The sequence below is a fragment of the Bradyrhizobium guangdongense genome, from assembly GCF_004114975.1.
Taxonomy (GTDB): Bacteria; Pseudomonadota; Alphaproteobacteria; order Rhizobiales; family Xanthobacteraceae; genus Bradyrhizobium; species Bradyrhizobium guangdongense.
In genome coordinates, this window is record NZ_CP030052.1 from 271,028 (window position 1) to 286,138 (window position 15,111).

Annotated in this window: 6 protein-coding genes and 5 pseudogenes; 8 read left to right on the top strand and 3 right to left on the bottom strand. The window is 58.3% G+C overall.

Annotated features, from left to right (window positions below; translation table 11 throughout):
- Positions 1–1,946: 1,946 nt before the first annotated feature.
- Positions 1,947–2,753 carry a helix-turn-helix transcriptional regulator gene (locus X265_RS36930; RefSeq protein WP_128929890.1) on the top strand — a complete coding sequence of 269 codons (807 nt, stop codon included), beginning with the start codon at positions 1,947–1,949 and terminating at the stop codon, positions 2,751–2,753.
- A 1,614-nt stretch (positions 2,754–4,367) separates the two neighbouring features.
- Positions 4,368–4,671: pseudogene (locus X265_RS42430) on the top strand (IS3 family transposase); the annotation flags it as partial.
- On the opposite strand, the pseudogene X265_RS36940 reads toward X265_RS42430, so the two are convergent.
- A pseudogene (locus X265_RS36940) lies at positions 4,651–4,937 on the bottom strand (transposase domain-containing protein); the annotation flags it as partial. The pseudogenes X265_RS42430 and X265_RS36940 overlap by 21 nt on opposite strands.
- Before the next feature lie 9 nt (positions 4,938–4,946).
- Positions 4,947–6,077, bottom strand: coding sequence for a nodulation factor fucose acetyltransferase NolL (gene nolL, locus X265_RS36945; RefSeq protein ID WP_128929892.1), 1,131 nt, complete (start codon positions 6,075–6,077; stop codon positions 4,947–4,949).
- Between the two features lie 985 nt (positions 6,078–7,062).
- On the opposite strand from nolL, the gene dctA reads away from it, so the two are divergent.
- The gene (gene dctA, locus X265_RS36950; RefSeq protein WP_206733223.1) at positions 7,063–8,292 is read left to right on the top strand and encodes a C4-dicarboxylate transporter DctA; all 1,230 of its coding nucleotides are present in this window, start codon (positions 7,063–7,065) and stop codon (positions 8,290–8,292) included.
- 839 nt (positions 8,293–9,131) lie between these two features.
- On the top strand, positions 9,132–9,803 hold the full coding sequence (locus X265_RS36955; RefSeq protein WP_128929894.1) for an FkbM family methyltransferase: 672 nt from the start codon (positions 9,132–9,134) through the stop codon (positions 9,801–9,803).
- A gap of 169 nt (positions 9,804–9,972) precedes the next feature.
- Here the strand turns inward: X265_RS36955 and X265_RS42435 are convergent, their stop codons facing one another.
- Positions 9,973–10,161 carry a transposase domain-containing protein gene (locus tag X265_RS42435; protein ID WP_465251698.1) on the bottom strand — a complete coding sequence of 63 codons (189 nt, stop codon included), beginning with the start codon at positions 10,159–10,161 and terminating at the stop codon, positions 9,973–9,975.
- Between the two features lie 214 nt (positions 10,162–10,375).
- Between X265_RS42435 and X265_RS42535 the strand changes: the two are divergent.
- The 4 genes and pseudogenes from X265_RS42535 to istB form a co-directional block, all read left to right on the top strand.
- Positions 10,376–10,690, top strand: a pseudogene (locus tag X265_RS42535) (integrase core domain-containing protein); the annotation flags it as partial.
- 331 nt (positions 10,691–11,021) lie between these two features.
- Positions 11,022–12,047, top strand: a complete 1,026-nt coding sequence (locus tag X265_RS36970; RefSeq protein WP_164934317.1) for an IS110 family RNA-guided transposase — start codon at positions 11,022–11,024, stop codon at positions 12,045–12,047.
- Positions 12,048–12,328: 281 nt separating this feature from the next.
- Positions 12,329–13,801: pseudogene (gene istA, locus X265_RS36975) on the top strand (IS21 family transposase).
- Positions 13,798–14,682: pseudogene (gene istB, locus X265_RS36980) on the top strand (IS21-like element helper ATPase IstB); the annotation flags it as partial. The pseudogenes istA and istB, both read left to right, overlap by 4 nt.
- Positions 14,683–15,111: the final 429 nt, after the last annotated feature.

Here is a 15,111-nt window from a genome sequence, read left to right on the forward strand (position 1 = left end):
CTGCGACCATGCAGCAAGGACACAGCGCTTTGCACGGCACGTGCCGCGAATCACAAATAGGTTGGCCTAAGGCCCACTCTCATCTGTTATCGTCTACGATCGTCGGGGCGGTCCGGCAGCAGCTGGTCGTGCCGAACCCGCCCCTAACATCACCACAAGGGAGGCGGGATGGTGATGCTTCTTTGTAGGCAGCAAGAGCCGTGCCTCGACTAACCAAGAGAGAAGAGGGGGACACGCTGAGAGGCGACAAGATGAACTCACTGCCCTGCATGCCGTCGCATAGAAGTAAGTTGCCAAATGAGCGTCGAGTTCTGGCCAAGACTAGATAAATTCCATGCGATGGACAGGCAGCCCGACCACGGAACGCTCTTCTGGCATTTCCTTCGAAGCGAGCCCACCGGCCATGACCACCGTTCCGCAACCATCCTTGTATTTCCCGGGGAGCGAGGCCAGCCGAGGTACGGTTGCGATGGCATTCGCGCAAGCGGTAGTCACCGCTGAGATCAGGAGCGAAACGAGCGGCCGAGGACGGTGGGCCGGCCGAGCCGGGTCCCTTTTCGTACAGAGGCGTTGGATAGCGCGCATGCGACGTTTTTTTGGGGGCACACCTCTGTGCTCCTCGTCTGAAACGAAACACCTCACCGCGCCAGCCGTGCTCGGCTGACTTGAATGAGCTAAAGCGAGAGCCCCTTGGGTCCCAACAACTGTTTGTTTTAGATCGCTCCATAACTAGCGTTGATCTCTCACAATTTGTCTTGGCTCAGCAGAGTGACTGACAAGACGCTTACCTCCCAATATTCCGCTAAAGCAAGGCCTCGCTAGACGGCGTAAATCGCCGCATCTGAGCACCGTATACGCTGGTGTTATTAGCCGCTTGACGGTGCCTTCGATACCGCTGAGAGCGGGCACCACGCTTAGCCCGGGCATGCGGCGGCCAAGAGATCTCACGATAGAACATTGCAGCGCGCCCGACTGTCATGCCCGAAGATCGGCGATCGTCTTTTGAGAACGGAACCCAAATCAACACACCTGATTCAAACGTGCCGCTTAGGTCAGGGTCTCTCGGCCAGAGCCGCTCCTAAGCGATAACGGATTTCCTCAGGAAGTTAGCGAGCTCTGGGCAACTGCGCTCGCGTGGCATCCGATCGATACCCCTTGGGCCATTTCGGCTGACCCATAGTCCCTGTTTCATTGTGATCGCCTGCTCGCGATCACAAGCGAAGACTTCCATCTTCAAGAACAGAAGTCACCGCTCTCGCCCATCAGCTGTGCATTACCCGCTAGTTCTATTGTGCTCCTAAGCACGCGCATCACCACGGCATTCTTAACAACAATCGTAACATGGCGCCTGCATGCAGCTGGTCGACCCAGCGGCACGCAACTTGCTCACCGAGCATAAAAGCGTTGGAGATCCACATGAGCAATGGCTTCGTAGCTTGTCCCCACTCAGACACCGAACAGCGGCGCATACGCAATAGGAACACCGCAAGAAAGCGCGTCAAACCCGGTCATAGAGTTGTGAATGCTCACGACAACCGCGCGACGCTGACCTCGCGATTACCTAAAAAGTTACGTCTTTGCGTTCATCCGAGCCTATGTGGACGCCGCACGCGCCTTAAACAAAGCAGGGCCTTTAGGCAGCACGTCGTTAGTTTTGCTCGCCGGCTTCCGCAGCGCCGGTCCGCCGGATACATCCCGCTCGTCCTGCACGAGTCGGAACAAGCGGCGCATCACACCGTAGGAGCGACGCCACCGCCCGCACCCAGTCTTATGCCAAAGCGCCAAGAAAGGCAGTCGCTACTACCGTCTCGGAGTGAGGACCTACAACCAAGCCCGCTGGTCCTCATCTCGGCGGCCACCGGGAGACGGATGACAGTCGATATCAGTCGGACCGCTCGTCTACCCCGCAATCAACTCCCCAAGCATGAACCCATCGCGTGGCAGCTATGAACTACGACTTGATCAATTGCGCAGCCAACACGCAGTCGCTTTCACCTCTGTTCCAAATGCTGGTAAGCAAAGCAGGAAAGCTGGGCTTCGGTTCAGTAGCATATGCGGCAGTAACATACGCCCCGCCCAAACGCCTTCGTGAAAGTCCTGCCCCCATGATCGCCTCGAACTTTCCATCCCACTGGAGTAAGCCCTACGCAGAACACGAATACGGCAATATAGACCCCGCAATTCATCGATCACGGCGTTTTTCACGCCCAATATGCTGGGAGGAGCTGTCTGCACGATGTCGATTGCTGCCAGAAGAGCAACGCGCACTGGATTTCTACAAAATAGCGGGCTTTAAGCGCGGCATAAGCGTTCCCCTTTTCGCAGCGCAGGGCCATGTATCCGTGGCGCTGTTTGCCTCCGAAAGCGATCGGGCTGATCCGAAAGGCTCCTTACTTCACCTCGCCGCACTGGCCTCTCAATTCCACATCGGTTATGGCCTTATCGCGCCCCTACCAGATGAGAACCGATATCTGAATGTTACTTTCACTCCACGTGAAAAAGAGATCCTCTTGCACGCGGCGGAAGGCAGGTCTTCCTGGCATATCGGCCGGCTCCTCCACATCAGCGGGAATTCAGTCGACTTCCACATGAAGAACATTATGCGAAAGATGGGTACAAGTACGCGCACTGTGGCAATCAGAGAAGCCTACCGCGCCGGCCTTATTCACTACGCTTCCCCAACGAACGAGGAGTGCCGCTTCTCAAAGGGACATACAGTGAAATCGAAGAACCGTACTTTGGCAAGGCAATGAAGCATGGCCGCTGCCGGGTGCCCACAAGTTCAGACGATCCCCTGAGCTTTTCTGGTCCTGATCCGACGGATGCCCGGCGCGCGAACTGCTCAGAGAATAATTCCGGTGCTACCGATCCAACGCTGCGCTTGGTCACGTCCGGCTAAGTGAGAACAACCATAGCTTGCACCCGAAGTGATGGATAGTTCGCTTACAATGCTCGACACTGCGCCGCCTAACTTGCGTGGGAGATCAACACGTTCGCTGCGCCCCGATTTCTCAGGCTCATGCCGCGCGGCAATTAGGGTGGAAGCTCCCCACCCAGATTGTCGCGCTATACAGGCTCACTTGCTTTCAAGCGAGAGGAACGGTTGATGCGACTGCGAACAGATACTCCCGATCCATCATGCGCTCGCAAGTCCCGACTGTTCGCGGATCAATCCTTGCTGATGATGCAAATGCGACGCTGGCACATTCAGGCGCTTCCCCCGGGGTGGCGATAAAAGATGCCGCCGAAGACATGCCGCTCTTCACGAATGAGGCTGGCACGGCCGCCGACTAGCGAATGCATCCCAGAAGTGCTTGTAAGCCTTGGCAAGACCGGTGCCTTCCTGATATTGTTCGCGTAAATAGGACACCGGAGCAAGTATGGCAAAACAGGTAAAAAAGAAGATTGCGCGACGCGAGTACAGTAGAGCGGACGTGAAGGAACTCCGCGCCCATTCAAGGGCCAAAACACCGGTCATTCAAATTGCAAAGCTTACAAAGCGTACCGTTGGGTCGCTGCGTCAGAAGGCGCGAAAACTTGGCTTGCCTCTCGGTCACCGGCGCTAATCAGGGTCCTAACTCGATGGCTCTCTATTATTATCCCTCTCGTAACCACGCCATTGATGATGGCATTAGCTAGTGATCCGCCCTTCAGGGGGCCTGCGCCCGAAGCAGCAGTCGTGGGCAACGACAAACCTTCGCTATCGGGCCAGTGCAATTCTCTCGTGTTCCATGTGGATTGGAACGTGCGGGGTCGTTCCCGTATTCCACAACATCTCGGTAAATTCGTCGCCCCCCGGGCAGGATGCTGCATCTCGTTCACCCTTGAAGGGAAGGGCGCAAATAGAGCTTGAGCCCCCCTAACCCGATTTGGCGGTTTCGCGATCGCATTTGATGTCTGTATCTCGTCTGGCTTGCCCAATCACAAGCGTCACATTATGCAACTCTCAAAGCATGGTGCCCCGCGGACCACACGAGCTCTGCGCCTGCCGTCACGACATCGCGTTTTGACGAGTTGAGTCTGGATTAGTGCGCTGCATCGCTCGGCTCTCACGAGCTTATCGTGGTGCGGTGATCCATTCATGTGTGTCTACCTTACAGCGATCAGGCGCGAGCATCTCCTGCAAATGGGACGCTATTTAACTTGCTCAGCCGCGAATTCGTCTCTCTTATCTTTCTGATATCCCCTGGAGCTCGCGTACGGTTTTCGATTTAATCCACCAGGTGTGTGCGGCTACCAAGTGGGTTTCAGATAGGTCGGGTAAGAGTGGATGATCGCGCTAGCTCCTGTCACCATGCGCACGGCTCTGCGGGGCTGGTTGAGCGATCCACGAGCCGAATAGCCGGCACTAGCCGAGCCGCGGCAGCGAGGGAGAGCCCCGGCAACTAACCGGATCTAGTGACTTTTATCGCGGGAAAGGCCCCCCGTCCGCCAGCGGCGGGCTCGCCACAAAGCCGTGGGACCGTGCCACGACCCTTGTCGAGGCGTGGCCCAACGCGAGCCGTCGCTGGACTTTGTGCAAGACAGGTTCTCCAGTGGATCTCAGGATGGCGCGTCGCCCGCGAACTGACGGCGATCGTCGAGCGACGCGACAAGCCAGGAATGATCGTGTCCAACCACGGCACAAGTGTAAGCGGCAGGGTGAGGCCGTCAGATGGCGTGGTTCCATGGCATAAGGGCGTGGATTTCGCTGCTCAGCCAGCCGTTGGCGATACGCTGAAGCGTGAGAGCAAGCCAGCGAGCGGATCGACGTTGTTCTTCTTCGCTGTCTGCAACAGTGTCGCGATGGTCGCCCAGGTTCGTCTGCCGCCGTCGCTGCCGGCAAACAGACTATTCTTTCTCGTAATTGTTTGTGGCCTGATGGCGCGCTCGACGATGTTGGAGTCGAGCTCGATGCGACCATCGGTCAGGAAGCGTTCGAAGATGGCACATCTGGCGTCACGACGCTAAACGCTTCTGTCCCAAACGGAGGCCACACGGCCAATAGCGATCCGAGTAGCGCTCCGGCGACACTCCCAGATCCTTCGAAGGCCGCGCACAATCCACTGAATCGCTGCGGCGATGACAACAATTCCCGCCCCTAGCGCCGCAGCGATTGCGATTCTAACTGATAGCTCGAAAGGTCTTTCAAACGAAATAAAGTCCATCAAGCGGAACACGGCGCCCTGGATCAGATAAAGGACCAGCGTACGCTGCCCAAGACCTACCGCAACGAAGAGAACCACGCGACTAGAACAGCCAAAGCGCCAGACCTGCAGCAACACTTCCATTGCAATTGCCGAGGCAGATGCAGAGCCAAGAAACATAAGCAACACTTGCTTTGTATCGTGAACCAGTACTAGGTTGTTGTAGGCGTAGGTTGTTTTGTTCCAGTTGAAATAGCACGCACAAGCCATTCCACTAAGCAAGACCATCAAGAGCGATTTGTATCGTGAGATTATGGCCGTCCGCCATTCCTTCGAATGAGCGAACACGACTCCAAGGCAAAAGAATGGGTAAGTGTATCGCGCCAATGGCACTATCGAAACTGTCAACGGAGTGAGGGCAACAAAGATCGCTGACGTGCCAATCACCCAGGCCGATACCCGGCCGCACAACGCGAAAAGACTCCTCATGACGAGGAATGAGGCAAATGTGGTCCAAATGAACCAATATGAGCCTACTAGCTCCTTCGCAAGGTCAAACAGTACATCACGCAGGCTTGTTGGCACTGACCCCGTAGCTAGCTTGAACGCCCCCAACTTGATTGCTTCGAGAAGCGTGCCGCAAAATAGCGCCGGCAGCAACAATTGCTTCACACGATCAGCGACGCTGCGCGACAGCGACTTGTAAACTAGCGCTCCGTGGGACAAATAGCCGCTTATCGCCATGAAGAGCGGCATGTGAAACATGTAGATGAACTTGAAGTAAGGCGAATGCCAATATTCGTTATTTCTACAAATAACGTATTGTATCAAATGTCCGATGATCACCAAGATGATGAGCATGCCTTTAGCAAAATCAAGGCTTAGGTCTCGCGGCGCTCCTTTGAGCGCCTGCGAACTACACTCGGTTGATTGTGCTGAGCAATGAAACATGATGCCTCGGCATGCGATTTACGACCCGCGGAGCGCCAGTTGGGCTGACCCGATCGGGCTCGAAGGCTTCCCGACCGATTGGTGCACCCTCCGACGAAACTGACGTAATCATTGCGACGAATGCGACAATTCCGCCGTTCCGTTCCTCGTCTTTGCTCATCTTTCCAGATTGGTACAATCGGTTGTATTGATGCGACACATCCAGATGGTGAATGATGTGAGACGATCGCCGCCCGGCCACCGTTACCAGAGCTCTTGCACAATTAGTCGTCTTGCTACCCGCAATCAATCGGCTGCGTTTACGCACCCCATGGTCTCCGCAATAATAAGGCTCTCCTTGAACAGTAACACTCGTGGCACGCAGTTTGCTCTTTTAGGGCAAAGCTCACGAGAATAGGGGAGGTCCGCATGCACACTTCGTCTGCATGATCCAGATGCCCGGGAATAACCAGATTCCTCATCCCGTTACTATCATGCGCCACGCAGCCTGATCGATCTCGAAGAAGAACGCAGTCTTCTCTAGCGAGGCGCCCTTAGACATTGGATGCAGGAACGTGAAATAGTGAAGTACCTGCGCTTACGCCCACAGACCCTCTTGGCGGAACGCTGCGACTGGGAGATGAAGGTCGTGATTTTGGATCACCTAGACTGGGAGCGTGTAAGGCAGCTATTGCCCGCTGACCGGTGGCGACGAGGCTGCGCAAAAACAGCTCAATCGCTGGCTCTTTTTGGTTTGATCCACGACAGCCTAAAAATACTCGAATGAACTCGGGATCGGCCTGAGGCGAAACCGCTTAAGCCGCCTTCCTGAGCACGCCCACATGCCCCAATAACATGCCGGCCACTATGCCTCACTGGCGCTGCCAACGCCAAAGCTCGTTCTGCACACTGGGAGCCGATCGCCAGGAAGGATGGAGACATGACCAAACCCATTGGAGGCGTCGGGCGCGCCGAGCAGCCGCGTGCCGGAGCCCGCTCACATAAAATGCTATATGTCCAGGTTTTGGCGGCAATTGCTCTCGGCGGCATCGTCGGCTGGCGCTGGCCGCACCTGGCCACTAATGACTGGATCAAGGCGCTGGGCGAGGGCTTCATCAAGTTGATCAAGATGGTGATCGCTCCGATCGTCTTCTGCACCGTCGTCTCCGGCATCGCCCATATCCATGATGCCAAGAAGGTCGGACGCATCGGCGTGAAGGCGTTGGTCTATTTCGAGGTCGTCTCCACCTTCGCGCTCATCATCGGCCTCATCATCGGCAATGTCGTGAGGCCGGGCGCGGGCTTCGGCAGTGCGGCGGCCAACGCGCAGGCGGTCGCCAACTACGCCAAGCAGGCCGAAGGCCAGAAGTCGGTCGACTTCATCCTGCACATCATTCCCGACACCGTGGTCGGCGCCTTCGCGCAAGGCGAGATCCTGCAAGTGCTGCTGTTCTCCGTCCTGTTCGGCTTCGCTATCCTGGGGCTCGGCGAACGCGGCCATTTGATCCGCAGCTTCATCGATGATGCCGCGCATGCGGTGTTCGGCGTGATCTCGATCGTAATGCGCGCGGCGCCGGTCGGCGCCTTCGGCGCGATGGCCTACACGATCGGCAAGTTCGGGACCGGCGCGATCCTCAATTTGATGGGCCTGATCGCGACCTTCTACGTCACTGCGGCCCTATTCGTGCTCCTGGTGCTCGGCATTATCGCGCGCCTTGCCGGCTTCTCGATCTTCAAGTTCCTCGCCTACATCAAGGACGAGCTGCTGATCGTGCTCGGCACCTCGTCCTCGGAGAGCGCGCTGCCGTCCTTGATGGAGAAGCTGGAACGTCTCGGCTGCTCAAAATCGGTGGTCGGCCTCGTGGTGCCCACGGGTTATTCGTTCAATCTCGACGGCACCAACATCTACATGACGCTAGCGACGCTCTTTATCTCGCAGGCGCTCGGCTACGATCTGACGTTCAGCCAGCAACTCACGATCCTGCTCGTGGCGATGCTGACCTCGAAGGGGGCCTCTGGCATCGCCGGTGCAGGCTTCATCACGCTGGCGGCGACGCTCGCGGTCGTAGATCCACGGCTCGTGCCGGGCATGGCCATCGTGCTGGGCATAGACAAGTTCATGAGCGAATGCCGCGCGTTGACCAACCTCTGTGGCAACGGCGTGGCCTGCGTGATCGTTGCCTCGTCCGAGGGCGAGCTCGACCGAGAGACCTTTAATGCGGCTCTGAGCTATTAGTTGCAGCCGTTATGGCCGTCATCTCGCACCCTGTCATGGCGCGGCGGCCTGCACGGTGCACAAGTTGGTATGAACATAGGTCTTGAAACCGAGCACCGGAGCCGTTCACTCGGCAGTATGTCAACGGCCATTGATGCCATCTTTGTAAGTGACGTGCCATCGTGGTGTCGCACATCAACTTAGAGAGGGCAGGGCATCGGGTCCCCACCTAAGTTTGAATGACCATAATCATCGCGAGTGCGGGTGGCCCCGTACGCCCGGCAGCACGCGGCCAGACCCCAGGCGCCACCATCGGACGGTGATTGCGCGTGTGTTGTATTTAAATGACCTTTTCGCTGGCCTCTGGAGGCCAACTATCCATTAGCCAAATATAGCCCATCATTGAAATCGATTGTACAGCCGAGGGTGGGCCGCGCAATAGTAAGCAGCAGCTCGGTGCGAGCTCGCAAATAGAGATCCCTCAATGAATATTAGGGCGCAGAACGCTACCGGAAACACGATTGTTGATACGCTCCTATTTGCCTACTGCTTGGCCAGATCTCACCGATTGTGGACGCTCTATCCAACCATAGGGTTGCCTGTCTCGCCTCCGATCGCGTGCTCTCGGGTAGCCGCACCGTTTCCTCGACCTCGCAATTTCCACTTGTGAACGCGGCTCTGAGCCAAAGGCTACTTACCCCGGTCAATGATCCGCCAGAGCCTCGCAACAGAGCTGCCATTGCCCTCTCAACGTTGTTACTCGTTACTCGACGAGTGCCCTTATTGAGCAACCCGCCAGCACCTCCCAGGCTCCTGGTTCCACCGGTTAACACACATCGCAACGAAAAGGATAAGGACAGATGCTAGAGTCGTTACCTACACTGGAAATACACCAGAAGATCGTTTCTCATCTTCGGGTCACATGCCCGGTTATCTTGGACATTGGATGCAATGATGGTAGCGACACACAGCGATTTCTTGAGCTGTGTCCAGACGCCAGCGTATACTGCTTTGAACCTGACCCTCGCGCAATAGCTCGCTTCAAGGAGAATAAGCGTCTGGCTCGACCCAACGTGGCGCTCATGCAGCTCGCCATCAGTGATCGAAACGGTACCATCGAGTTTCATCCGAGCAATGGGGACGGAGATGCGAGGGGGTGGGACTTATCGGGCTCCATACGTAGACCCAAAAATCACCTTTCAGAATATGATTGGGTTCGCTTTGATGACTCGATTCTGGTCGAGACCCAGCGACTGGATGACTGGAGCGGCGAAGCTGGTCTCAGCGGCCCTGTTGATCTAATCTGGATGGATGTTCAAGGAGCTGAGTCGGACGTAATCGCTGGCGGTCAGAAAACCCTGGGCAGAACACGGTTCATCTACACCGAGTATAGTGACCGCGAACTGTACGAAGGCCAGCTTTCACTGCGCTCCATCCTTGACCTCCTTCCCGCGTTCGAAGTGGTTACTCTGTATCCGCGAGAGATTGAGGGCGACGTTCTGCTTAGAAACAAGGTGCTCCGGTCTGTTTGAGGAAAGCCACGCTCGGCAGAGTGGATGACCGACATGCGCGGTTCGCGGGCTTGTTTGTACCGCAGCACTCCTATCGCGGGGCCGACGATGAAGTGGCAAGTTGCCGAAGCTTTGTTTGCATACCGCCTAGGGTGGCTCGTTGGCTATCCAAAGCGCGCCAGGATACGGCTCAGACAATTCCCAGCCCGGAGGCATGCATGGGCAGATCGCAGGTGGCGCATAGATCGATGCGTTCCCGTGGGAGATGCTCCGCCAGTGGCCGGCGGGCTGGCTTGCGGCGCTCGAACGATGGCACCGCCATCTTGTCCGCAGCCACCTGAGACCGGTCTGGACTGCCCAGCTTTTTCCTCCAGGCCAGCGAGCTGCAGCTCGAGCCAGTCCAGCAATGCGCCTCGCTCCGGAGGACTGTCCGAACTGCTCGTGCTGGAGCTTCTTGAGCGTGAGCTTCTCGATCTCTCGATCAGCTAGGTCCCCGCTTGCCTTCCGCCCCGCCGGCGAACCGGACTTACGTCCGCCGCGCAGGCTGTCTGCAGCGTCCGAACCGCTGATCGCGCAACCGATTTAACTCCATTGAGCGCGGCAACTCCAAGATGGTGGTCAACGACAACAGCGAGGCCGACAGCAATGGCATCATGTCGTGGGCTGATCAGAGCCGCCTAGCCTGGCACTAAATGGGGCCCGGCAAGCCTATGCAGAATGCGCATCGAAGACTTCAATGGCCAGCTGCGGGGCGAGCCGCTGTTTACGTCCCTGCCCAGGCCCGTGTCGTGCCTGGGTGCCGGCGGGCCGATTACAACGACGCGCGACCACACTCCCAGCTCGGATGGAAGACCCCGTTCGGGTTCGTCTTCACCTGCCGGGATCTGGCACTGCGCTATGCGAAGGCTCCGCGTCAGCTTGTCGCGCGGCGATCAGGATGGAAGGCAGCGTCAATCAAGGTGAGAGAGTTTCGCTGGGCTCGTGACGTAGGGAGGGCGTAGCCCGACCGGAGTTACGAGCCCAGCGTCGGCGCGATCCCGAGGAGGACCGCGCCGACTGGTGATCGCGGCCGGCGGGGTTATGCAAGTGGTTCTTCCGCCAAGAGGAATCACTCGCGTGCCCGGCCGACACATCACAGATCACCAGATGAGATGGGATGGTTGCCGCCCTCCCCAGACGGCATCGTAATGTGCCAAGAACGCAGTGTTTGAACCCCGAAGCGAAGAGGACGGCAAATTGATGGATACGGTGATCGGAGTGGATCTAGCCAAGAATGTGTTTCAGCTCCACGGGGCGTCAATGGCGGGACACTTGAAATTTCGAAAGAAACTGTCGCGGCTTCAGTTTCGGAAGTTCATGGCGGGCCACCCATCGGCAGTGGTGGTGATGGAAGCCTGTGGCAGCGCCCACTATTGGGCACGGGAGATGGTCAAGCTCGGCCATGAAGTGAAACTGATCGCTCCGCAATATGTGAAGCCTTTTGTGAAACGCCAAAAGAACGACGCGGCTGATGCCGAAGCAATCGTGATCGCGGCACAGCGCCCCGAGATGCGCTTCGTCGAGCCGAAATCGGAAGAACAGCAGGCCAGGGCAGTGCTCTTTCGGGCTCGGAAGCGCCTTGTTCATCAGCGCACCGATCTGGTGAATGCGCTGCGTTCTGTTCTCTACGAATTCGGCCATATCATCCCGCAAGGAATCGAACAACTTAAACGCATTGACGCAATCCTCGAAGATCCGAACAGCGATCTACCAGAACTGGTCCGCGAGGAATGTCGGAGTCTCATTGATCAGATCGCCTACAAGACGGAGCGGATCGATGCCAAGGCAGAGCAGCTCAAGAAGTTGGCGACGCGGACGGTCACGGCGCAGCGGCTGCAGACAATGCCGGGGGTCGGCCCGCTGACCGCACTCGCGATCGAGGCTTTCGCGCCCGACATGGCGGCCTTTCGACGTGGCCGAGACTTCGCGGCTTGGCTCGGCTTGGTCCCACGGCAACATTCCTCAGGGGGAAAGGAAAGGCTCGGACGCGTTTCGAAGGAAGGACAGGCGGACATTCGCCAGTTGCTCATCGTTGGGGCGATGTCGCGGCTGAACTGGCTCGGGCGCAAGTCGATCCCTAGCGGATCCTGGCTGGCGCAGATGCTGGCGAGGAAGCCGCGCATGCTTGTGGCGATCGCCTTGGCGAACAAGATGGCTCGGACGATTTGGGCCATGCTCACCCGGAAGGAGGATTATCGGAACCCAGCGCAGGCAGTGACGGCATGACTGCATGCAGCACGAAATAGCCTGACGTTGGCGAAGGGGGTGTGAGAAGGCGACGACCCGAATGGGCGCAACGATCGAACAGATCTGGATCAGGAAACCAGCTAGAGCCAAAGAGCCGACGTGCTCGGAGATGAGAATTGGACCTGGTCCGCGGATCACCATACCGGCCAGCGGCTTCTGAAAATGCCGTAAAGGAAGGCCTGACAGAAGACCGCACTCGATCACACGCCAAAGGGTCAGAAACTTCTTGCATTGCGGGCGGCAACCACAGAAGGCTCTACATGAAGTACCGTCAGACCGATAGCCCGCCAGTGGCGGCGGCCAAGGCGTCATTCAGTGCGTCGACCGCCTATCGGATCGAGAGAGATCCCCGATTTCCATCGCAAAGGAAGGCGCCCCGCGGCCGGCGACGACCGGACCCGTTGAGCGAGGTGTTCGAGACCGAGATCGTCCCGATCCTGAAGGCGGCACCTGGCTTACGCCCGGTGGCGGTGTTCGAGGAGATGCTACGGCGTCATCCGGATCTCGGCATCGGTATCCGTCGTACCCTGGAACGTCGGATCCGTGCATAGCGGGCGGTCCACGGCGAGGAGCAGGAGGTGATCTTCCGCCAAACCCACGAGCCTGGCCAACTCGGCCTCTCCGACTTCACAGACATGGACGAGTTGGGTGTGACGATCGCGGGTGCTCCGTTGGATCATCGTCTCTATCACTTCCGTTTGGCCTATTGCGGGTTCGAGCACGCCCACGTCGTGCTTGGCGGCGAGAGCTTCGTCGCCCTGGCGGAAGGCCTGCAGAATGCCCTCTGGTCGCTCGGTGGGGCGCCGCGGGAGCATCGGACCGACAGTCTGTCGGCCGCATTCTGCAATCTCAATCGTGATGCACGGGACGATCTGACGCAGCGATACGAGGCCCTTTGTGCCCATTACGGCATGCGGCCTTCCCGCAACAATCGAGGCGTCGCCCACGAGAATGGCTCGATCGAAGGGCCTCACGGTCATCTCAAGCGAGCAATCGCGGACGCCTTGCTGCTGCGCGGAACTGTCGACTTCGACGATCTTGCCACCTATCGCGGCTTCATCGACGAGATCGTCAGCCGCCGCAATGCCCGCAACGCCAAGCGGATCGATAGCGAGCGCGTGGTGTTGCAGGAGCTGCCCGATCGGCGCACCTCCGACTACGAAGAGGTGATCGTCCGCGTGACCTCGTCCGGCGGCTTCACCCTGCGCAAGGTGTTCTACACGGTGCCATCGCGCCTGATCGGTCACCGGCTGCGGGTGCGCCTTTACGACGATCGTCTCGACGTGTTCGTCGGGGGCACCCATCTCGTCACCTTGCCGCGTGGGCGGCCGCATCCCAATGGCAAGTACGACCAGGTCGTCGATTATCGGCACGTGATCCATTCCCTGCGGCGCAAGCCGATGGCACTTCTCAATCTGGTCTACCGGGATCGGCTGTTCCCGCGCGATGCCTACCGGAAGACCTTCGATCGCTTGCGCGAACGCTTGCCGGACAAAAAAGCCTGCCGGATCATGGTCGATCTCCTCGCGCTCGCTCATGAACGCGGCTGCGAGACCGAACTCGCCGATCAGCTCACCGCCGACCTCGAGGCCGGCCAACTGCCCGACATCAACCGGCTACGTGCTTACTTCGCCCCCGATCCCGCCAACCTGCCGAACGTCGTGGTGCAGCTCGTGCCGCTTGCGACCTACGAATGCCTCATCGGTACCGCCGAGACCGGAGGTGCCGCATGAGCGTAACGAACACGGTTGATGCCGCGCGCCTCAATCTGTTGCTCAATGAGCTCCGTCTGCCTGCCATCAAGGTGCTGTGGGCGCAATTTGCCGAACAGTCCGACAAGGAAGGCTGGCCGGCCGGCCGCTTCCTCGCGACCATCGCCGAGCACGAGATTGCCGAACGCGGCCGCCGTCGGACCGAACGACACCTTGTCGAAGCACGTTTGCCCACCGGAAAGACCTTCGACAGCTTCGACTTCGAAGCTGTGCCGATGATCTCAAAGGCGCAGGTGATGGCGCTCGCCGGTGACAGCTGGCTGGGCAAGGGCGCCAATTTGCTGTTGTTCGGCCCGCCCGGCGGCGGAAAGAGCCACTTGGCGGCAGCGATCGGCCTGGCCCTCATCGAGAACGGATGGCGCGTCCTCTTCACCCGGACCACCGATCTCGTGCAGAAGCTCCAGCTAGCGCGACGCGAGCTTAACCTCGAGGCGGCCATCAATCGTCTCGATCGCTTCGATCTCCTGATTCTTGATGATCTCGCTTACGTCACCAAGGATCAGGCCGAGACCAGCGTGCTGTTCGAGCTCATCAGCGCACGCTACGAGCGCCGCTCGATGCTGATCACCGCCAATCAGCCATTCGGCGAATGGAACAGGGTCTTCCCGGACCCCGCCATGACCTGGCCGCTATCGATCGCCTCGTTCATCACGCCACCATCGTCGAGATGAACGTCGAGAGCTATCGCAGACGGACCGCCCTCGAACGAAAACGCGGTCCCGGACGGCCGCCATCGCACGCGACATCCAAAACCGTCGCTGATTGACGCTGCGCGACAATCAGAGTTCAACAAAACTCTTGCGCGCGACAATCATCGCGGCAATCATCATCAGGCCGCGACACGCCTCGCCATCCTGATTGCCGCGCACTTCCTACCCAGATTGCCGCGCTACATCAGCTCCCGTCGCTACGACCCCAATCGGGAATCCAACAGCCAGAGTGTACTCAGGGCTGGATAATCGTTGGGGGTCAGTCAAAGTCTACGGCTGCTGATGTAGTTCCAGAAGTTCCAAATGGGAGTCGCCAAGTTCCATGCCTTTGTCGGAACGAGCCGCCCGTCCAACAGTCAAGCACGGATGACGCCAGACTGGGGACAGACGCCGGCACTGTCGTCCCCGGAATGTCTACTGAAGGAGCAACAACGGCTCACATCTAGGGCCAAGTAATCTCACCCCACGCGCCAAATTGCTACCTCTCGGTAACATGGCATGATCCAATCCGTCGGGCAGGAATGACAAATTGGGGTTCGCTTGCTGGCTGTGGGCCCATCC